Raw genomic sequence first — 20,288 nt, forward strand, 5'->3', positions numbered from 1 at the left:
TGACTGGAATGCGTGACAGTTAGGGCAAGCTCGCTCGCAAATGGCCCGACACACCACAGCTCCAGTAGGAGCGACCGGGGCGGCGATCCGCATTGTTCGCGACAGGGCCGGTACATCCGCTGAAGATGTATCGCCCGTACCAGAGCTTTCGCGAACAAGTTCGCTCCTACAAAAGTAAAAAGTGTCTCAGATGTGCGCCACAGAAACGATCGAGGCACCATACACAACTGCCCCGACACACCGCAGATCCAGTAGGAGCGAACCTGTTCGCGAAAGGGCCGGTACATCCGCTGAAGATGTATCGCCCGTACCAGAGCCTTCGCGAACAAGTTCGCTCCTACAAAAGTAAAAAGTGTCTCAGATGTGCGCCACAGAAACGATCGAGGCACCATACACAACTGCCCCGACACACCGCAGATCCAGTGGGAGCGAGCTTGCTCGCGAAGGCGTCGCCCCGTTCACCCGCCATGGCGGCGGGTTAGCCTTCAACGCATCAATGAATGATCCAGCTCAGCAACCAGAGGCCCAGCGCCAGCCAGATGATGCCAAGGATGATCGAAGCGCGCATGAAGGCGCGAACCGCCGAGTACAGCAGCATCAGGCCGATGACCAGTGCGATGATGCTGATCAGCGAGGTGTCCATGCCCAGCGTGCGAGACAAGCCATCGACAAAATTTCCCCCGGCATGGGTAAACCCGTTGAACAACCACGCCAGACCGTCGACAAAGAAGCGAATGATCGCGCCGATGGCCTGCCCGAGCCATTCAAAAAAGCCTTCTACCTGCATATGTACGTCCTGATTGGGGTCGTGAAGAAAATGGTCTGTCCGCTTTGGCTGTCGCAATGCGTGTCAGGTTCCGTGGATCATAAAGGCTCTTTGCGTTGAAACCTGAATTTCTTCTGCGCCTGCGGCGAACGTTCAAGTGGCTGGCGGGCGCAATCGTGCTGCTGATCGCCCTCCTCTGGCTGGCTGACCGACTCTGGCCGCTGCCACTGCCCAGGGACGATCTGGCTCGCGTTGTGCTGGCCGAGGACGGTACACCACTGTGGCGCTTCGCCGATGCCAATGGCGTATGGCGCTATCCGGTCAGCAGCGAGCAGGTCTCGCCCTACTACCTCGAAGCACTGCTGACCTACGAAGACCGCTGGTTCTACAGCCATCCCGGGGTGAACCCGCTGGCGCTGTTGCGCGCCACTTGGCAAAACCTCAGCGGTGCCCGTGTAGTCTCGGGCGGCAGCACACTGTCGATGCAAGTGGCGCGGTTGCTCGATCCGCATTCACGTACGCTACCCGGCAAGCTTCGCCAGCTGTGGCGCACGCTGCAACTTGAGTGGCACCTGTCCAAGGATCAGATCCTCAGTCTATACCTCAATCGCGCCCCGTTCGGCGGCACGCTGCAAGGGGTCGCAGCCGCCAGTTGGGCCTACCTGGGCAAGTCGCCGCAAAACCTGACCCGCGCCGAGGCGGCATTGCTGGCGGTGCTGCCACAGGCGCCTAGCCGCCTGCGTCCTGATCGCCACCCGCAGCGCGCGCAACAGGCCCGCGACAAGGTGTTGAGACGTCTGGCCGAGTTTCAGGTGTGGCCGCAAGCAAGCGTGAACGAAGCACTGGAAGAGCCTTTATGGCTGGCGCCGCGACAGGAACCGAGCCTGGCGCCGCTGCTGGCCCGACGCCTGAATCGACCCAACAGCCCGCCACTGATCCGCACCACGCTGGACGCCTCACTGCAACGACGCATGGAGGACCTGCTGATAGGCTGGCGCGCACGCCTTCCGGAGCGAACGTCGGCAGCGATTCTGGTGGTCGAGGCTGAGAACATGGCCGTACGCGCGTACGTGGGCTCGGTGGACATCAAAGACGCCAAGCGTTTCGGCCATGTGGACATGGTCACCGCCTTGCGTTCGCCGGGCTCGACGCTCAAGCCGTTCCTGTACGGCATGGCCATGGACGCCGGGCTGATCCACTCCGAATCGCTGATGCAGGATGTGCCGCGGCGCTATGGCGACTATCGACCGGGCAACTTTTCGAGCGGCTTCGGCGGACCGGTGGCAGCCAGTTCGGCGCTGTCGATGTCCCTCAACCTGCCTGCCGTGCAATTGCTGGAGGTCTACGGGCCGAAGCGCTTCGCCGCCGAACTGCGCAATGGCGGCGTCCCCCTGACCCTGCCGCCGCTGGCCGAGCCCAGCCTGGCACTGATTCTTGGCGGCGCAGGCACTCGGTTGGAGGACTTGGTGACAGGCTACAGCGCCTTCGCGCGCGGCGGGCGCAGTGCCGATGTTCGACTGCAACCGCAGGACCGACTGCGTGAACGGCGCATGATGTCACCGGGCGCTGCGTGGATCATTCGCCGCATTCTCAGTGGTCAGTCGCGCCCGGACATCGACCCGCGCGCTGAGCTGGTACAGCGCCCGCAACTGGCCTGGAAAACCGGCACCAGCTATGGCTTCCGCGATGCCTGGGCGATTGGCGTCGGACCGCGCTTTCTGGTCGGTGTGTGGATCGGTCGACCGGATGGCACACCGGTGCCAGGGCAGTTCGGGCTGGCTTCGTCAGCGCCGCTGATGCTTCAGGTGCACGATGTACTGGTCAATCGCGACAGCCAGCGCGGGATCGCCGCACCGATGCAACCCGTGCCGCTGAACGTCGGTGTAGCCGCCATCTGCTGGCCACTGGGTCAACCGATGAGCAAAAGCGCCCCCAATTGCCGGCGCCAACGCTTCGCCTGGACGCTGGACGGCACCACGCCACCCACCCTGCAAGCGGCCGACCAACCGCTCGGGCTGGGTTTGCAGGAGCGTGTCTGGGTCAATGCCAAGGGGCTGCGCGTCGCGGCCAATTGCCCGGACGCCCGAGCGCAGGACATCGCGCTGTGGCCTGCGCCTCTGGAGCCCTGGCTGCCCAGAGCAGAGCGACGCGATGCTCGCCTGCCACCCGCTGACCCGGATTGCCCACCGCAGAACCTGACCCTGGCGCCCCCGCTGAGCATTGTCGGTGTACGTGAAGGCGACAACCTGCGCCTGCCTGCCGCCAGTGGTGAGACTTTACGCCTCACGCTCTCGGCGCTCGGCGGCAGCGGCCACCGCTGGTGGTTTATCGATGGCAAACCTCTGGCAGATACCGACACCCGGCAAGACTTCACCCCCACCCTGAGCAAACCGGGGCGTTATCAGTTAAGCGTGCTGGACGAAAGCGGTCAGACGGCGCGGGTTGAATTCAGCGTGGTGGAGTGAACGCAGAGCGTCAAGAAAGGCATTCCAACGCTGTGCGTGAGGAACGATAGGCCTTTGACTTCGTGCCCATACTCCAGCGTGAGCATGCTGCAGGGCGCGAGTCTGTCGTCACTGAACCTGAAAGATCTTCGGCTCGGGAAACAGGTTGTTGAGGGTTTCCAGCAAACGCACGTGATAGATCGGCTTGCGAAACAGGTCGAGCACGTGCAGGCGCAGCAGGTCGCTGACGTCATCCATGTCGGCATGGCCGGAAGTGACGATAACGGGCAAATGCTGGCGTGAGGTGTGATCGCGCAGGTGACGGATCAGCTGGATGCCGCTTTCCTCCGGCATCCGCAGGTCAGTGATCACCAGCGCGATATCCGGATGGAGGGTCAACTGGTGCAAGGCCATCTTGACGGAAGACGCCGTGAAACAGCAGAACCCCTCACCTTCGAGCAGTTCTGCCAATTCCTCGTTTGCGTCCTCTTCGTCATCAACCAGAAGCAGTTGTTGGCGGATGGGGTGGACAGCCATGTGGTTCTCTCAACAGGGTGAACTCATGTCGCAATCATAGACTACCCCGCAGCAGGTGTAGAGGCCCCTGTCGTAGTACCCGTCAAGGCAGTCTGAATCTTTGTGAAAATCGCCCCCACACTTGCGCTGATCGTTGGAACAAAAGCAATCAACGCCACGGCAACCATCGCCGCTACCAAAGCGTATTCAATACCTGACGCCGCCTCACGATCCCTCAAAAAACAACTGATCCGGGTATAAGCGCCTACATAAATCTTGGTCAGGAACATCTCATTTCTCCTTGCGCCTCCGAGACGCGAACATGCATGACACATGCGAAACTGTGTGCCCCTCCAGCATTGTCTGCAATCCATAAACCCACAATCGCAACAAAGTATTAACCGGAAAGTTATAGTCCCTACACTCCCCAAAAAAACAAAGGACTCAAACGGCGTCTCGTCAGTAAAAAACCCTTATATACCAAAGCACAATGGCGCTTTTGAATGAATGCGCTAATGTCATTAAAAGCCGTTATGCCGTTCACCGTTGCTGTGTTTAAAGTTGATGCACCGGTTCGAGAATATCCTGCGATGACAAAGGGAAACTTGCCATGAGCAGTCGTGTCACCATGGTGCTCGCTGTACTGTTTTTGCTGGGTGCGTTAATCGCTGGATATCTGGGAATTGTTGTCGGCAGACCAACTGAGGTGCCTGTTGAACCCCCACCATCGGCGCCACCTGTAACCACCGAACAAACCATCCCGCCTGCGCCGACTCCTCCCGTCGAGGACGCTCTGCGTCACAACGTCGTGGTGTTGGCCAGGGATATCCCTGCCTACACCGCAATCACGGCCGATGACCTGACCATCGAGCGCCTCAAGGTCGCCCCACCCGGCAGCTTTGAAGCCATCGACAAGATCGTCGGGCGCAGCAGTTGGCGCACGCTGACCGCCGGGAGCTGGCTCACCGAGAGCAGCTTCGACACAGGCGGCACCCTGGCGCGGATGATTCGGCCACACGAGCGGGCCCTGGCGTTACAGGTCGATGAAGTGACGGGCGCCTCCGGGCAACTCAGCCCCGGCGACTACGTGGATGTGCTGCTTTACCTGCCTGAGGACGTGAGCAATCCGAATCGGTCGAGCCAGGTCGTGGTGCCTGCCCTGCGCATTCTCGGCGTTGGCGCGCTGCTCGGTCCGGACCGCAACGGCAAACCGGTGCAGGACCTCAACGCTGACGAACGCCTCAAACAGGAGCAGCAGCGAATCAACGCGCGAACCGTCACGGTCGCGGTGCCGCAGGCCCTGGTGGCGCGCCTGATGCTGGCGTCGCAAACCGGTGTCCTGCGTCTGGCCGTGCGCAGCGCCGACGAGGGCAACCTGCAGGATTACTGGGCCAACGAAGCCAGCGGCCCTGACGCTGCCGAGCGACTCGATTCAGCCAACCGCCAACTGGTCAGCTTCAGACAACTGAGCCTGGGGCCGGCCAGCGCGCCAACAGCAGGCGCAACCCCTCGTACGTCTCGCGCTGTCGAGGTCATACGCGGTAACCAGATCACGCAACAAACTCCCTGATTGAGCAAGGATTGCATTTGATGAGCTGTTGTTCCGTGCCAGTTATAAAACCCCGTTTGCTGGCGTTAGCCATCGCGACATTGTGCGCGCCAGGCGCGTGGGCCGCTTCGGGCAGTTGTGCCGGCCTTGCCGCGATGCCGGCGGCCGTGGAAATCGACCAGGGCATTCAACAGGAGGTCCGCTCTGCGGTACCCATCACCCGCATCGCCGTGGGTGATCCGAAAATCGCCGACGTGCACGTCAACGGCACCGACGGTTTTCTGTTGACCGGCGTCGCACAGGGGACGACCAGTCTGATGGTCTGGACGGCCTGCGCAAGCGCGCCGCGCCAGAGCATGGTCTTCGTGCGTGGCCGGGCGACGACCGCCATGGTTGAAAGCGTCACCGCGCCGTCTGCCGATGCGCAGTTACCCAGCCAGGTGCAGACCGACATTCGCTTTATCGAAGTCAGCCGCACCAAGCTCAAGGAAGCCAGTACCTCGATATTCGGCAAGGGCTCGAACAACTTTCTGTTCGGCGCGCCCGGCACAGTGCCGGGTGTCAACGTCACGCCAGGCACCGTCAGCGGTACAAGGTCAAACATTCCGCTGAACAACAGCAATTTCAATATCGTCTGGGGCGGTGGCAGCAGCAAGGTGCTGGGCATGATCAACGCCATGGAAAACAGCGGCTACGCCTACACCCTGGCACGCCCCAGCCTGGTCGCCCTCAACGGGCAAAGCGCGAGCTTCCTGGCCGGCGGCGAATTCCCGGTGCCGGTGCCCAACGGTGAAGGCAACGGTATCTCCATCGAGTACAAGGAGTTCGGCGTGCGCCTGACCCTGACCCCGACTGTCGTGGGCCGCGACCGGATTCTGCTGAAGGTCGCGCCGGAAGTCAGCGAGCTGGATTTCTCGGCCGGTATCACCATCGCCGGGACCACCGTGCCAGCGCTGAACATCCGCCGTACCGACACCAGCATTGCGCTTGCCGACGGCGAGAGCTTCGTGGTCAGCGGCCTGATCAGTTCCAGCAACAGCGGTTCGGTGGACAAGTTTCCCGGCCTCGGCGACATCCCGATTCTCGGTGCCTTTTTCCGCAGCTCGCAAATCCAGCGCGACGAGCGCGAACTGCTGATGATCGTCACTCCGCATCTGGTCCAGCCACTGGCCGCCAACGCCCGGCTGCCGTCGCTGCCGGGTGAGGCACTGCGCACCTATGACCCGAGCTTCCCGCGCCTGTATTTTCTGGAAAACGGCGATTTCGACCGCCGCGACGGGTTATCCAAATGAGCCAGAGCCTGAGCCAGACCTTTCTGGCAATCACCCGTAACAACACCGACCTGGAGTGGCTGCAAAGTGCTCTGGGTTCGCTGGGCCAGGTGGTCAGTGCCGGTACCGGCAGCCTCGACGACCTGCTCGCGCTGGTGGACGTGACGTTCGCCAGCGTGGTGTTCGTCGGGCTCGACCGTGAGCATTTGATGACCCAGAGCGCCCTGATCGAAAGTGCGCTGGAAGCAAAGCCGATGCTGGCCATCGTTGCGCTCGGCGATGGCATGGATAACCAGCTGGTGCTCAATGCCATGCGCGCCGGAGCCAGGGACTTCGTTGCCTATGGCTCTCGCTCCAGTGAGGTCGCCGGTCTGGTCAGACGCCTGAGCAAGCGCCTGCCCGCCGTGACGCCCAACCCGAACATGAGCGGCCTGTCGGTGCTGTATGGCGTACAAAGTGATGACGACGGGGCCTTGATCGCGACGCACCTGGCGATGGTCGTGCACAAGAGCGGGCAGCGCACGCTGCTGCTGGACCTCGGCCTGCCACGCGGCGACAGCCTGTTGATGCTCGGTCTTGAATCGACCTTCAGCTTCGGTGACGCCCTGCGCCACTTGCGCAGGCTCGATGCAACGCTGATCGACAGTGCTTTCACCACCAGCGAAAGCGGCCTGCGCATTCTGGCTTACAGCGAAGCCGACGATCATCTGGAACAGTCCAGTGCCGCCGAGCTTTATATGCTGCTCAGCGCGCTGCGCCAGCATTTTCAGCATGTGGTGGTGAACCTGGTAGGTCAGCCCGACAGCGAAGCCTTGCGCTCGCTGGTCAGCCATTGCGATCAGTTGCTCTGGTACACCGACCAGAGCGTGCTGGGCTGTCGACGCAACCTGACGGTACTCAACAACTGGCGCGAAAAAGGCATGAAAATGCAGCACGCCGGCCTGCTGGTCGATCGTTATCAGCGCTCGGTCGCGCCCAATTCCGAAACCGTGAGCAAAACCTTCGGCCTGCCGGTGCTGGCGGTACTGCCGCTTGCGCCGGAGCTGCGCCTCAACGCCAAGAATCAAGGCGTGACACTGTTCGAACTGGCGTCACGCGACGCGCTGTGCTCCGGGCTGCGGCGGCTTGGCGAGCATCTGGCACGGCATACCGAGGCTCGCGAGAAAGCCGATCAGGGCTGGCTCGCTCGACTGTGGGGGAACCGGTAATGGCGGAGAAACTGTTTGGCGTCTCATCGCGTACGCAAGGCAAGCCTGACGACGGGCAAGGCCTGAAACTGGTGCTGCACCGTTACATCATCGACGGCATGGAAGAAAGCGGCAAAAGCCTGCTCGAAGGCTCACGACCGGCCCTGGCGCAGTTCGTCATCGACAAGGTGGCCGAATACGTCGCACGGCTGCGGCTGGCCATCTCACGTTACGAAATGGAGCGCCTCGCTGAAGAACTGGTCGACGAACTGACCGGCTTCGGCCCGCTGGAAGTGCTGCTGCGCGACACCTCGGTGACGGAAATTCTGGTCAACGGGCCAGGCAAGGTGTTTGTCGAGCGCGACGGCGTGCTGCACCACACCGACCTGCGCTTTATCGATTCGCACCACGTCGAGCGCGTCATGCAACGCATCCTGGCACCACTCGGGCGCCGCCTGGACGAGTCTTCACCGATGGTCGACGCACGCCTGCCCGATGGCAGCCGGGTCAACGCGATCATTCCGCCCATTGCGCTGGACGGCCCTTGCCTGTCGATCCGGAAATTCCGCAAGGACATGCTCAAGAGCGCCGACCTGGTGGCCATGCAGACCATCGATCAGTCGATTTTCGAGTTCTTCCAGGAGGCCGTCGGCAAACGCTGCAACATTCTGGTCAGCGGCGGCACCGGCACGGGCAAGACCACCATGCTCAACGTGCTGAGCCAGTTGATCGACAGCAATCAGCGTCTGGTGACCATCGAGGACGTTGCCGAGCTGCAGCTCAGTCACCCGCATGTGGTGCGCCTGGAAACCCGCCCGCCCAACGCCGAAGGGCATGGCGAGGTGCGCGCCAGCGACCTGATCCGCAACTCGCTGCGGATGCGCCCGGACCGCATCATCCTCGGTGAGATTCGCGGCGTCGAAGTGCTGGACGTATTGACGGCGATGAACACCGGCCACGACGGCTCGATGAGTACCGTGCACGCCAACAATGCACAGGATGCCCTGCTGCGTCTGGAAACGCTGGTGGGCCTGACCGGGCGGCTGATCCCGGAAAAGACCCTGCGCCAGATGGTCTGCGCGGCACTGGATGTGATTATCCAGCTGACGCGCCTGCCTGACGGGCGCCGCTGTGTCAGTGAAGTGGTGGAAGTGGTCGGCATCCGCGATGACATCTATGTCACCAATACCCTGTTTCGCGTTGATCGCCGCACCGGGGTCGGTTTCATGCGCGAAGCGGCCCACGCTGCTGGCGACAAGCTGCGGCCTGGCTACTGACATGCTCAAGGAGTCGGCATGAGTGCGTCTCTGGTACTGGGCCTGATCTCCTTGCTGCTGTTTATTGCGTCCATTCGCATGTTCTACCTGGCGCTCAATCAGGGAGCCAGTGAACGGGTCCGGCAGCGGCTAATGGCCGGGCAAGTGCAGCCCGTGGCTGAAAAGACCGGCTGGAGCTACCTGGATCGGGCCTTTTTGCGCGCCGGGCTGGGACAGCCGACCAAACGCATGGGCCTGGCCTTGTCGCTGTATGCGCTGCTGATACTGATCGGCTACGCAATGGCCGGCGTCGTCGGTGCGCTCAGCGTGCTGCTGGCGGTGCCTCTGACACTGCGTGTGTTCGTGTCGTGGCGCTATGAGGTGCGCGTGCGCCGCATGATCCAGCAGCTGCCGCAATTGCTCGACCATACCGTGCGCAGCCTCAAGTCCGGCAGAACCCTGGCCGACGCCGTGCTGCACGGCATCGACGCCACCGACCAGCCGCTCAAGGACGGCATGAGCCGGATCGAGCGTAACGTACAACTGGGGGTCAGCCTGCCGGATGCGGCAAGGGACTTTGCCGAACTGTATGAGCGCGATGAGTTTCACCTGTTCGCCATCGGCTTGCGGGTCAATCACCGCTACGGCGGCAATGCCAGCGAGCTGATGGAAAACCTGATCAAGCTGATTCGTGATCGGGAACAGGCCGGTCGCCAATTGCGCGCCATGACCGGCGAAACCCGAATGACTGCCGTGGTGCTGGCGCTGCTGCCGATCAGCATGGCTGGTTACTTTCTGGCGGTGAATCCCAGCTATCTGCTGCATATGTGGGATGACGAAAGCGGCAAGATCATGCTGAGCGCGGCCTTCGCCCTGCAGGTCACGGGGTGCGTGGTGTTGTGGCGCATGTTGAGGAGCATTTGAGATGGAACTGTTATTCGCCGCCATGATGCTTGCCGCTGCCGCATTTTTGCTGTTGTCAGGCATAGCCCGTCAACGTAGCAATGAACGCCTGGTGGCCAGACGCTTGAGGGGCCAGGTGATCCGCGAGAGCCGCATCGGCAGCCTGTTGCGGTTGCTCGGTGACACCCGCATAGGTCAACGCAGCATCAGCCTGGATTCGGAAACCCAGATATTGCTCAACCGCATCGGCTGGCGGCGCGCCAGTAAACGCTCGTTGTTCGCAGCCTGCCAGGTCGGCGTTCCGGTCGGCCTGATGGTCGTGGCCATCCTCGGCCAGATGCTGTTTTTCAAAGGCGTCCAGCAACCGCTCATCGCGCCTATCTTTGCCCTGGGCGCCGGCTATCTGCTGCCCAAGCGGATTCTGGCGAGCGTGGCTCGGCGCCGTCAGAAACAAGTGGTGGTGGAAATCTCTACCTTTATCCCGTTGCTGCGCATCCTGTTCGAGTCCGGCATGGCGGTCGAGCAGGCGCTTCGGGTGCTCAGCAACGAAGGCAAAGACTTGTTGCCGGTGCTGTCCGAGGAAATCCGCGTGGTGCTGATGCGCGTTGATTCCGGCCTGGAACTGGGCGAAGAACTGAGAAAAACCGCAGCCCTGCTGGACGTCGACGAGCTGAGCGACACCTGTGTGATCCTCAATCAACTGATTCATCAGGGCGGTGGCGCATTGAAGTCCCTGCTCACGCTCAAGCAACTGATCGACGACCGACGCCTGACCCGCCTGCAGGAATACATTTCCAAACTCTCGGCAAAAATGTCGGTGGTCATGATGGTGTTTCTGTTCCCCGCCCTGCTGATTGTGCTGGCCGGGCCCGGATTTATGGCAATAAGCCGCGCACTGGGCAGTTGACCCGGTATTACCTGTGCACGAAAGGACGCATTGCAATGAAACCAGTGATCGTACTACTCGGGCTGCTGTTGCTGGGCGGATGCGCCAGTGATGGTCGCCCCCTCTGGACGCAGACCACGGCTCAGGCGGGCCAGTGCCCCAAGCTGACCTCGGATCAGGAGTTCTCCCTGAATCTGGCTCAGAACATGGCCGACGAAGGCCGGCTGCATGCCAGCCTTGCCAACCTGGAAAGCCTGCCCGACAGCCTGGGCGAAGTCCGCTTGCGCAAGGCCCGGGTGTTGCGGCTATTAGGCAGCAACGAGGCAGAGCCTCTGTACCGCAGCCTGCTGGGCACCTGCCGGGCAGCCGAGGGTGAGCATGGCCTCGGGCAACTGGCTGCGGCGCGTGGTGACAACGCGCTGGCACAGCAACACCTGCTGATGGCCAGCAAGCTGCAACCGACCGATGAAAAGATCCGTAATGACCTGGGCGTCGTCTACCTCAATCAGCTGAAACTGGAACAGGCACGCTTTCAGTTCCTGACGGCCATGGAGCTCAAACAATCGGACTCGCTGGCAGCGGTGAACCTGGCCACGCTGCTGATCTATCAGAACAACTGGACGCAGGCCGCCGAACTGGCGTCGCGGGCCGGGCTGACGCCTGAACAGGTGACCGATGCCCAGGCGCGCGCCGAGCAATTGCGAAAGCCCCCTGCTGCTCGAGCATCTGCACGGCCCATTGCCAGCCTGACAGGACAAAATGATCGTCAGTCCCAGGAGGTACGACCATGAAGCGCATGATACTCACCGGGTGTGTACTGCTGTTGAGCGCAGGAGATGCCTGGGCGGACAACCATGAAACTTCGCCTTCTGAAACCCGGCAGACCGAGACCTGGCTGCAGCTTCAGGCCAGCGGCAAGGCGGCTTCGCCGACGCCGCAGGTCAATACCGCTGCAGAACGCGACCTCAGTCTGCAACGCTGGCTGGACACCTATAAGTACAAGATCCCGGACTTTTACGATCAGGAGGCTGGCGGCAGCTTTTCCTCGGGCAAGAAATAATTCCGAACCGATTGTGGGCCTGCTGACACCCACTCTTACAACCTGCGCTCGGCAGGCCGCCGGGCACTCCGTTATCATGCGCGGACTTTCGATCTTCGAGACTGCCATGCGCCGTTTGTTATGCCTGCTGCTATTGATCCTGGCCCTGCCCGCCTCCGGCGCCGGTCTGCTGGACAGCCGTCCCTCATCCACCCTGGGCGGTGGCTCGCTGGATAACAGCAAGGACTTCCTGCCTGTGCGTCAGGCCTTTCAGTTGAGCCTGATCGAGACGACGCCGGAGTCGATCAAACTGAGGCTGGTCGCTACCGACGGCTACTACCTGTATCGCCACCGCTTCCAGTTCCGCACCGAGCCTGCCGACATCGGCCTTGGCCAAGCGCAACTGCCCAAGGGCGAGCAGAAACACGACGAGTACTTTGGCGATGTCGAGGTCTATCACGGCATTCTCGATATCGACCTGCCACGCAAACCCGGCGAACAGCGCCCCTTTACCCTCGCCGTCACGTACCAGGGCTGCGCCGACAAGGGCTTGTGCTATCCACCTGAAACCGAGCGCTTGAGCATTGGTGATGTGGCCGCCAGCCCGGCCGAGCAAGCCTCTGCCACCCCACCCGCCGCCACAGCAGCCTGGAGCTGGAAAGAACTGGCGCTGTTTTTTCTCGCCGGCGTAGGCCTGACCTTTACCCCGTGCGTACTGCCGATGCTGCCGATTCTGTCCGGCGTGGTACTGCGCGGTCAGGTAGGCGGATTGCGCGGGCTGAGCCTGTCTCTCGCTTACGTACTGCCGATGGCGGCGTGCTTTGCCCTGCTGGGCGCGCTGATGGGCGTGTTCGGTGCAGGCCTTAACCTGCAGGCGCGCTTGCAATCGGCCTGGGTACTGGTGCCGTTCTCGGCATTCTTCGTGATCTTCGCCATTGCCATGTTCGGCGCTTTCGAACTGCGCCTGCCGCAGTCCATCAGCTCTCGCCTGGACCGTATCGCCGGCAAGACCCAGGGCGGTTCCTTGTGGGGGGCAGCGGTGCTGGGCGTGGTCTCCAGCCTGTTGGTGTCACCTTGCGTATCGGCGCCTCTGGCCGGTGCGCTGTTGTACATCAGCGCCAGCGGCGATGCGCTCGGCGGCGCTCTGAAACTGTTTGCGCTGGGGCTGGGCATGGGCGCGCCGCTGTTGCTGATCGCAACCGGTGGTGCCACATGGCTGCCGAAAAGCGGCCCTTGGCTGGTGACGGTCAAAAATGCCATCGGTGTGCTGCTGCTGGGACTGGCAATCGGCCTGCTGAGCCGCGTGCTGCCAGGGCAGGTCACGCTATTGCTGGTGGGTCTGCTGTCGGCCGGTGTCGCGCTGTTTCTCGGTGCGCTGGAATTCAACATCAAAACCACACGGCAGAAACTCGCCCAACTGTTGGGGCTGGCGCTGCTGGTCTATGCGCTGGCGTGCTGGTACGGCGCGCTGTCCGGGCAGACCGACCCCATGCGCCCGCTGGGTCGCGAATACGCCCCGGCAAATAACGGGGCAGCAGCTTCGGTCGCGTCACAGTGGCAGACGATCACCACCTCCGCCGAACTGGACCGTGTGATGCAGGAAGCCCGGCGCGAAAGCAAACCGCTGGTGCTGGACTGGTATGCCGACTGGTGCATCAGTTGCAAGGTCATCGAACACGAAGTCCTGCCTGACCCGGGTGTGGTCGCCCGTTTGTCGGGTTACAAACAGGTGCGTTTCGACATGACCGACAGCAACGCAGAGCAACGCGCCCTGCTCGACCGGTACAAGCTGTTTGGCCCGCCAGCGCTGCTTTTCTTCGATAAAAACGGCGAAGAACGGCAAACTGTGCGGGTTATCGGCGAAATCGACGCAGCAGGCCTGATTGAGCGTCTGAACAGCGCCAATGACCAAAACTGACACCTGAGTCACAAACTTTGCGCGAATATCGCTCATTGTGCTGGCTACTGTTGTTAACTGGACAGTCCATTGCCCTTCCGGCATAGTCGCCGGGCGTAAACCGCTCGCAGACAATAAAAGGAACACGCAATGGCGACCATCCTGGTCCTTCACGGACCCAACCTGAACCTGCTGGGCACTCGGGAACCCGGGGTCTACGGCACTATCACCCTGCCTCAGATCAATCAGGACCTGGAGCAGCGCGCTCGCGATGCCGGTCACCATCTGATGTATCTGCAAAGCAACGCCGAGTACGAACTGATCGACCGCATTCACGCTGCCCGCGGCGAGGGTGTGGATTTTATTTTGATCAATCCGGCCGCTTTTACGCACACCAGCGTTGCAATACGTGACGCGCTGATGGGAGTGAGCATCCCATTCATCGAAGTGCATTTATCAAACGTGCACAAACGCGAACCTTTCCGCCATCACTCCTACTTTTCAGATGTCGCTGTAGGAGTGATCTGTGGCCTGGGTGCCAGTGGATACCGACTGGCCCTGGAAGCCGCCCTGGAACAACTGGCCGCCAGTGCCAAGCCATGACGAGTCCAGCCTGAAGCTGACCATATGGCTTGAGCCGGCCGACACATTGCCCTTACAGAACCTTGGGAGTTGATTAATGGATATTCGCAAAGTCAAGAAACTGATCGAATTGCTGGAAGAGTCCGGCATCGACGAGCTGGAAATCCGTGAAGGCGAAGAATCCGTACGGATCAGCCGTCACAGCAAGACGCCGGCACAGCCTTACTACGCACCGGCTCCGGTTGCTGCGCCTGCAGCGGCTCCGGCTCCTGCAGCAGCACCGGTTGCGGCCGCTCCAGAAGCGCCATCGGCTCCGAAACTGAACGGCTTTGTGGTCCAGTCGCCAATGGTCGGTACGTTCTACCGTACCCCGGCGCCTACTTCGCCTGCATTCGTCGAAGTCGGCCAGACCGTCAAGCAAGGCGACACCATCTGCATCGTCGAAGCGATGAAAATGATGAACCACATCACGGCAGAAACCAGCGGTGTGATCGAATCCATCCTGGTAGAAAACGGTCAGCCGGTTGAGTTTGACCAGCCGCTGTTCACAATCGTTTGACCCGGGGAGAGCCTGCGATGTTGGAAAAAGTTCTGATCGCCAACCGCGGCGAAATTGCCTTGCGCATCTTGCGTGCCTGTAAAGAACTGGGCATCAAGACCGTCGCTGTACACTCCACCGCAGATCGCGAGCTGATGCACCTGGGCCTGGCAGACGAAACCGTCTGCATCGGTCCGGCACCGGCCAATCTGTCCTACCTGAACATTCCGGCGATCATTTCGGCTGCCGAAGTGACCGGCGCCACCGCGATCCACCCGGGTTACGGGTTTCTCGCCGAGAACGCCGACTTCGCCGAACAGGTCGAAAAATCCGGCTTTGCCTTCATCGGTCCAAAAGCAGACACCATTCGCCTGATGGGTGACAAGGTTTCCGCCAAGGACGCCATGAAGCTGGCCAACGTGCCGACCGTTCCCGGTTCCGACGGCCCGCTGCCGGAAGACGAAGCCACCGCTCTGCGCATTGGTCGTGAAGTCGGTTACCCGGTGATCATCAAGGCCGCCGGTGGCGGTGGTGGTCGCGGCATGCGTGTGGTTCATCGCGAAGAAGACCTGATCGAAGCCGCTTCCCAGACCCGCGCCGAAGCAGCCGCCTGGTTCAGCAACCCGATGGTCTACCTGGAAAAATACCTGACCAACCCACGTCACGTGGAAGTTCAGGTGATTTCCGACGGTCAGGGCCAGGCCATCCACCTGGGCGATCGTGACTGCTCGCTGCAGCGCCGCCATCAGAAGGTTCTGGAAGAAGCGCCGGCACCGTTCATCGATGAAAAGGCGCGCGAGGATGTTCTGGCTGCCTGCGTCAAGGCGTGTATCGATATCGGCTATCGCGGTGCGGGTACGTTCGAGTTCCTGTACGAGAACGGTCGTTTCTACTTCATCGAAATGAACACCCGTGTTCAGGTGGAGCATCCGGTTTCGGAAATGGTCACCGGCATCGACATCGTCAAGGAGATGCTCAGCATCGCCGCCGGCAACAAACTGTCGTATACCCAGGATGACGTGGTCATCAAGGGCCATGCGCTGGAATGCCGGATCAACGCCGAAGACCCGAAGACCTTCGTGCCAAGCCCAGGTCTGGTCAAGCATTTCCACGCACCGGGCGGCAACGGTGTACGGGTCGATTCGCACCTGTACAGCGGCTACAAGGTACCGTCCAACTATGACTCGCTGATCGGTAAAGTGATCACCTGGGGCGCGACCCGCGAAGAAGCCATGGCACGCATGCGCAATGCCCTGGACGAAATCGTGGTCGACGGGATCAAGACCAACATCCCGCTGCACCGCGACCTGACCCGCGATGAAGGCTTCTGCGAAGGCGGAGTCAACATCCACTACCTGGAGCACAAACTGGCCAATCAATAAGCCAGTCTGCTTCACAACGACAAAGCCGCAGTGATGCGGCTTTGTTGTTTGCAGCGCATAGCAGTAAACTTGCCCGCTTCCTGCGGCCGCACTGGCCTTACTAGCCACACTTATTTCCAAATCGAAGGTAATCCGCCATGCCTTGGCTGCAAGTCCGTCTCGCCATCAGCCCGGAACAAGCCGAAACCTACGAAGACGCCCTTCTTGAAGTCGGCGCCGTGTCCGTGACATTCATGGACGCCGAAGACCAGCCGATTTTCGAGCCCGAACTCAATACCACGCCGCTGTGGGCACACACCCACCTGCTGGCGCTGTTCGAAGCCGACACCAATGCCGAGATGGCCCTGGCGCACCTGAGCCTGCTGACCGGCGAAGAATTGCCCGAGCACAGCGCCGAAGTCATCGAAGATCAGGACTGGGAACGCAGCTGGATGGATAACTTCCAGCCGATGTGTTTCGGCAAGCGCCTGTGGATCGTGCCGAGCTGGCATGCCGCACCGCAACCGGACGCCGTGAACCTGCTGCTCGATCCGGGCCTGGCGTTCGGCACCGGGACCCACCCGACCACCGCGCTGTGCCTCGAGTGGCTGGATGGCCAGGACCTCGACGGCTGCAACGTGCTGGATTTCGGCTGCGGCTCGGGCATTCTGGCCATCGCCGCACTGCTGCTGGGTGCCGAACAGGCTGTCGGCACCGATATCGACGTACAGGCACTGGAAGCGTCTCGTGACAATGCCGGACGCAACGATATCGCGGCCGAACGCTTCCCGCTGTACCTGCCCGAGGATCTGCCACACCAGCAGGCCGACGTGCTGGTCGCCAACATTCTGGCTGGCCCGCTGGTCTCATTGGCGCCGCAACTGGCAACCCTGATCAGGACCGGCGGACGCCTGGCGCTGTCAGGCATCCTTGCCGAACAGGGTGAGGAAGTCGCGGCAGCCTACGCTGACAGTTTTGAGCTGGACCCGATCGCAAACCGAGATGGCTGGGTACGCATCACGGGTCGCCGCCGTTAACCGCCGCTTCAACCGGACAGCCGCATGACCGACAGTTTCGTCACCCAGTGCCCGCACTGCCAGACCAGTTTCAGAGTCAGTCACGCTCAACTGAGCGTGGCCCGTGGCGTGGTGCGTTGCGGAGCCTGCCTGCAGGTGTTCAACGCAGCACGGCAGTTGCTCGAGCAACGCGCCAGCGATGACGCCGAGAAAGAGGCCCTGCCCGCCTCGCCGGTGGTCGCAGCCCTGCCCGAACCGGAGTTTCTGCCGACGCCAGTTCCCGAGCCCGAGCTGAAGCCTCAGCCGGAGCCGGAGCCGGAGCCGGAAAAGTTGCCCGAAGAGGACGACCCCTGGCAGGTCAGCGAACTGGATCTGGACAATCTCAATCTGGACGAAGAACTGGCTCGCCTCGAACAACGCGAGACCCGCAGGCCTGACACCTTTGCCCGCCCCGTCAGCGATATCGGCAACGACGATGTGAGCCTGACTGCGAAGCGTGACAGTCGTCAGAGCGACGAAGCGGCATGGGTCGATACGCTGCATAACGATGATGTCGAGCAACTGCCCGAGCTGCATGCCGAGGTTATCGCGGATACCGACCCTGCAGAAGCTGCGGAGCCGCCGGAGGACGACAAACGCACCGAGCCGTCGCTGTCACTGGACAAGGATCTGGACGATGACGAGTCGCCGATGCCGGTCATCATTCAGCGCAAAGCCCCGCCTGCCGAGAAGGTCGAGCGCTGGTCAGCGGTGGATGACGATGATGAAGACCACGACCATGAGCCGGAGCCTGAAACCCGGGGCAAGCGCAGCCGCAACGAACCGGCAGTGCGCGACCAGACACTTCTTGATCTGACCGACGATCCTTTACAGCTGGACTGGCAACGGCCCAAACCACGCTGGGGCAGACGCCTGGCCTGGGGCCTGTTGATCGTGCTGGCGTTGGCGGGTCTGGCAGGACAGTACGTCTGGTACCACTTCGATCAGTTGGCACGTCAGGATCAGTATCGCCCGTTGTTTCAGCAGATTTGCCCGCAGGTTGGCTGCAAGGTGCCGAGCAAGGTCGACATTTCCCAGCTCAAGAGCAGCAACCTGGTCGTGCGCAGCCACCCGGAGTTTCAGGGGGCGCTGGTGGTCGATGCAATCATCTACAACCGCGCCTCGTTTTCCCAGCCGTTTCCGCTGCTGGAGCTGCGCTTTTCCGATACCGGCGGTCAGTTGATTGCCAGTCGTCGGTTCAAGCCCAGCGAATACCTGAGCGGCGAAATGGCCGGCAAGGAAGAGATGCCACCCCAGACGCCGATCCATATCGCGCTGGATATCCTTGATCCTGGCGCCAAGGCCGTGAACTACAGCCTGAACTTCCGCTCGCCGGAATGACACACCCGACGCCCAGGCGTCGGTCAAGACTGCATCTTTACACGCTGTTTTCAGCAAATAACACTGCACGATCGCAGAAATTTCGCTACAAAACACCCTTTGACCAGCCTCGTCGAGCACGGGTACGAGCTGTTCAGATTTTATCCAATTCAGCCTTTATCCAGTCATCGAGAGCGGGTATCATGCCAACCCTTTTTCAAACTCTCGGTTCGTTCTGACGGTGGCGCATGCGGCTGGCGGGATGAGCCGTTGCAGACCGGGTGAAACGGTTTTTACACGGCCTGCGGATGATTTGGCCTCCACAACAGGTAAGGCTATGTCGGCAGTACGCATCGGCCCATATACAGTGCAAAACGGCTTGATTCTCGCCCCGATGGCGGGCGTCACCGACCAGCCTTTCCGTCAGCTGTGCCGAAGACTCGGTGCCGGCCTGGTGGTTTCGGAGATGGTCACCAGTGACATGAGCCTGTGGAACAGCCGCAAATCGCGTCTGCGCATGATCCACGAAGGTGATCCCGAGCCGCGCTCGGTACAGATCGCCGGTGGTGATCCGCAGATGCTGGCAGACGCAGCACGTGCCAATGTCGAACTGGGCGCCCAGATCATCGACATCAACATGGGTTGCCCGGCCAAGAAAGTCTGTAACAAGGCGGCTGGCTCGGCGCTGTTGAAGGACGAGCAACTGGTCAACGACATCCTGCAGGCCGTCGTGGCTGCAGTCGATGTACCGGTCACGCTGAAGATCCGCACCGGATGGGATCGCGACAACCGAAATGGCCTGACAGTGGCGAAAATCGCCGAGCAGGCGGGCATCACGGCACTGGCGGTACACGGGCGAACCCGTGCCGACCTGTACACCGGCGAGGCCGAGTACGACACCATTGCCCTGATCAAACAGGCCGTGTCGATACCGGTCTTTGCCAATGGCGACATCGATTCACCGGAAAAGGCCCGGCACGTGCTGAAGGCTACCGGTGCAGACGGATTACTGATTGGCAGGGCCGCACAGGGGCGTCCCTGGATTTTTCGCGAGATAGAACACTTCCTGCGCACCGGAGAGACACTCCCGGCGCCGCAGTCGAGTGAAGTGGAACGCATTCTGCTTGAGCATCTGGCAGCGCTCCACGTTTTCTATGGAGACGTGATGGGCGTGCGCATTGCACGCAAACACGTCAGTTGGTATCTCGCAACCCTGCCGGGCGCCAGAGAGTTTCGCGCCCACTTCAATCGTTTGGAAGATACGGAAGCACAGTGCGCCAACGTCCGGGAGTTCTTCAGCCAAGGCTGCAAGGGCCCGGATAACGAGAATGATAAAGAGGTGGCCGCATGACGATGATGACCGAGACTTTAGTGAGTGGAACAACACCCGTGAGCGACAACGTCAATTTGAAACAGCACCTCAACACGCCGAGCGAAGAGGGTCAGACCCTGCGCGGAAGTGTCGAGAAGGCGCTGCACAATTATTTCGCCCACCTCGAAGGCGCATCCGTCACTGACGTCTACAACCTGGTGTTGTCGGAAGTCGAGGCTCCGCTTCTGGAAAGCGTGATGAACTACGTCAAGGGCAACCAGACGAAGGCCTCCGAGCTGCTGGGGCTCAATCGCGGCACGCTGCGCAAGAAACTCAAACAGTACGATCTGCTTTAAAGCATTCAAAACAGAAAAGGCGACCTTGCACCGCGGTCGCTTTTTTTTGC

20 protein-coding genes are annotated in these 20,288 nt (G+C 61.2%); 17 read left to right on the top strand and 3 right to left on the bottom strand.

Translation table 11 applies throughout. From position 1 onward, the window contains the following. Positions 1 to 493: 493 nt before the first annotated feature. Positions 494 to 787 carry a hypothetical protein gene (locus tag QRN50_RS23020; protein ID WP_003307908.1) on the bottom strand — a complete coding sequence of 98 codons (294 nt, stop codon included), beginning with the start codon at positions 785 to 787 and terminating at the stop codon, positions 494 to 496. A 95-nt stretch (positions 788 to 882) separates the two neighbouring features. Between QRN50_RS23020 and pbpC the strand changes: the two genes are divergently transcribed. Further along, complete coding sequence (gene pbpC, locus QRN50_RS23025) at positions 883 to 3,231, top strand: peptidoglycan glycosyltransferase PbpC (protein WP_285427622.1); 2,349 nt, start codon at positions 883 to 885, stop codon at positions 3,229 to 3,231. Positions 3,232 to 3,339: 108 nt separating this feature from the next. On the opposite strand, the gene QRN50_RS23030 is transcribed toward pbpC, so the two are convergent. Beyond that, positions 3,340 to 3,747: a response regulator gene (locus tag QRN50_RS23030; protein ID WP_010427292.1), complete on the bottom strand. Its 408-nt coding sequence runs from the start codon at positions 3,745 to 3,747 to the stop codon at positions 3,340 to 3,342. A 41-nt stretch (positions 3,748 to 3,788) separates the two neighbouring features. Further along, positions 3,789 to 4,016 carry a Flp family type IVb pilin gene (locus QRN50_RS23035; RefSeq protein WP_058398697.1) on the bottom strand — a complete coding sequence of 76 codons (228 nt, stop codon included), beginning with the start codon at positions 4,014 to 4,016 and terminating at the stop codon, positions 3,789 to 3,791. A gap of 320 nt (positions 4,017 to 4,336) precedes the next feature. Here QRN50_RS23035 and cpaB point away from each other — a divergent pair, with 320 nt between their 5' ends. From cpaB to fis, 16 genes are all read left to right on the top strand, one after another. Beyond that, a complete protein-coding gene (gene cpaB, locus QRN50_RS23040; RefSeq protein ID WP_096127380.1) occupies positions 4,337 to 5,296 on the top strand; it encodes a Flp pilus assembly protein CpaB in 960 nt (319 codons plus the stop codon). A 20-nt stretch (positions 5,297 to 5,316) separates the two neighbouring features. Then, positions 5,317 to 6,567, top strand: a complete 1,251-nt coding sequence (locus QRN50_RS23045) for a type II and III secretion system protein family protein (RefSeq protein ID WP_096127379.1) — start codon at positions 5,317 to 5,319, stop codon at positions 6,565 to 6,567. Further along, positions 6,564 to 7,754: a CpaE/TadZ family protein gene (locus QRN50_RS23050; RefSeq protein ID WP_003399727.1), complete on the top strand. Its 1,191-nt coding sequence runs from the start codon at positions 6,564 to 6,566 to the stop codon at positions 7,752 to 7,754. The genes QRN50_RS23045 and QRN50_RS23050 overlap by 4 nt, the downstream gene beginning before the upstream one ends. Then, positions 7,754 to 9,010 (top strand): TadA family conjugal transfer-associated ATPase, encoded by a 1,257-nt coding sequence (locus tag QRN50_RS23055; RefSeq protein WP_003313926.1) that lies wholly within the window; start codon positions 7,754 to 7,756, stop codon positions 9,008 to 9,010. Before QRN50_RS23050 ends, QRN50_RS23055 begins: the two co-directional genes overlap by 1 nt. Positions 9,011 to 9,028: 18 nt before the next feature. Next, positions 9,029 to 9,913 carry a type II secretion system F family protein gene (locus QRN50_RS23060; RefSeq protein ID WP_024660777.1) on the top strand — a complete coding sequence of 295 codons (885 nt, stop codon included), beginning with the start codon at positions 9,029 to 9,031 and terminating at the stop codon, positions 9,911 to 9,913. A gap of 1 nt (position 9,914) precedes the next feature. Continuing rightward, positions 9,915 to 10,799, top strand: a complete 885-nt coding sequence (locus QRN50_RS23065) for a type II secretion system F family protein (protein WP_024660776.1) — start codon at positions 9,915 to 9,917, stop codon at positions 10,797 to 10,799. A gap of 35 nt (positions 10,800 to 10,834) precedes the next feature. Beyond that, positions 10,835 to 11,569 (top strand): tetratricopeptide repeat protein, encoded by a 735-nt coding sequence (locus tag QRN50_RS23070; protein WP_011269004.1) that lies wholly within the window; start codon positions 10,835 to 10,837, stop codon positions 11,567 to 11,569. Continuing rightward, positions 11,566 to 11,838 carry a DUF3613 domain-containing protein gene (locus tag QRN50_RS23075; RefSeq protein WP_003399719.1) on the top strand — a complete coding sequence of 91 codons (273 nt, stop codon included), beginning with the start codon at positions 11,566 to 11,568 and terminating at the stop codon, positions 11,836 to 11,838. The genes QRN50_RS23070 and QRN50_RS23075 overlap by 4 nt, the downstream gene beginning before the upstream one ends. A gap of 106 nt (positions 11,839 to 11,944) precedes the next feature. Further along, positions 11,945 to 13,735: a protein-disulfide reductase DsbD gene (locus tag QRN50_RS23080; protein ID WP_024642378.1), complete on the top strand. Its 1,791-nt coding sequence runs from the start codon at positions 11,945 to 11,947 to the stop codon at positions 13,733 to 13,735. Between the two features lie 129 nt (positions 13,736 to 13,864). Further along, positions 13,865 to 14,317, top strand: coding sequence for a type II 3-dehydroquinate dehydratase (gene aroQ, locus QRN50_RS23085; RefSeq protein ID WP_002555369.1), 453 nt, complete (start codon positions 13,865 to 13,867; stop codon positions 14,315 to 14,317). Positions 14,318 to 14,393: 76 nt separating this feature from the next. Further along, the gene (gene accB, locus QRN50_RS23090; RefSeq protein WP_011269006.1) at positions 14,394 to 14,855 is read left to right on the top strand and encodes an acetyl-CoA carboxylase biotin carboxyl carrier protein; all 462 of its coding nucleotides are present in this window, start codon (positions 14,394 to 14,396) and stop codon (positions 14,853 to 14,855) included. A 17-nt stretch (positions 14,856 to 14,872) separates the two neighbouring features. Continuing rightward, a complete protein-coding gene (accC, locus tag QRN50_RS23095; protein WP_003399697.1) occupies positions 14,873 to 16,216 on the top strand; it encodes an acetyl-CoA carboxylase biotin carboxylase subunit in 1,344 nt (447 codons plus the stop codon). A gap of 137 nt (positions 16,217 to 16,353) precedes the next feature. Then, positions 16,354 to 17,232: a 50S ribosomal protein L11 methyltransferase gene (prmA, locus tag QRN50_RS23100; protein ID WP_003399696.1), complete on the top strand. Its 879-nt coding sequence runs from the start codon at positions 16,354 to 16,356 to the stop codon at positions 17,230 to 17,232. A 24-nt stretch (positions 17,233 to 17,256) separates the two neighbouring features. Next, positions 17,257 to 18,591, top strand: coding sequence for a DUF3426 domain-containing protein (locus QRN50_RS23105; protein WP_096127378.1), 1,335 nt, complete (start codon positions 17,257 to 17,259; stop codon positions 18,589 to 18,591). 316 nt (positions 18,592 to 18,907) lie between these two features. Further along, a complete protein-coding gene (dusB, locus tag QRN50_RS23110; RefSeq protein ID WP_003399694.1) occupies positions 18,908 to 19,921 on the top strand; it encodes a tRNA dihydrouridine synthase DusB in 1,014 nt (337 codons plus the stop codon). Continuing rightward, entirely contained in the window at positions 19,918 to 20,238 is a 321-nt protein-coding gene (gene fis / locus QRN50_RS23115; RefSeq protein ID WP_002555375.1) for a DNA-binding transcriptional regulator Fis, read from the top strand. The genes dusB and fis overlap by 4 nt, the downstream gene beginning before the upstream one ends. Positions 20,239 to 20,288: the final 50 nt, after the last annotated feature.

It is taken from the genome of Pseudomonas sp. MEJ108, from assembly GCF_030208985.1.
GTDB classification, from domain to species: Bacteria; Pseudomonadota; Gammaproteobacteria; order Pseudomonadales; family Pseudomonadaceae; genus Aquipseudomonas; species Aquipseudomonas fragariae.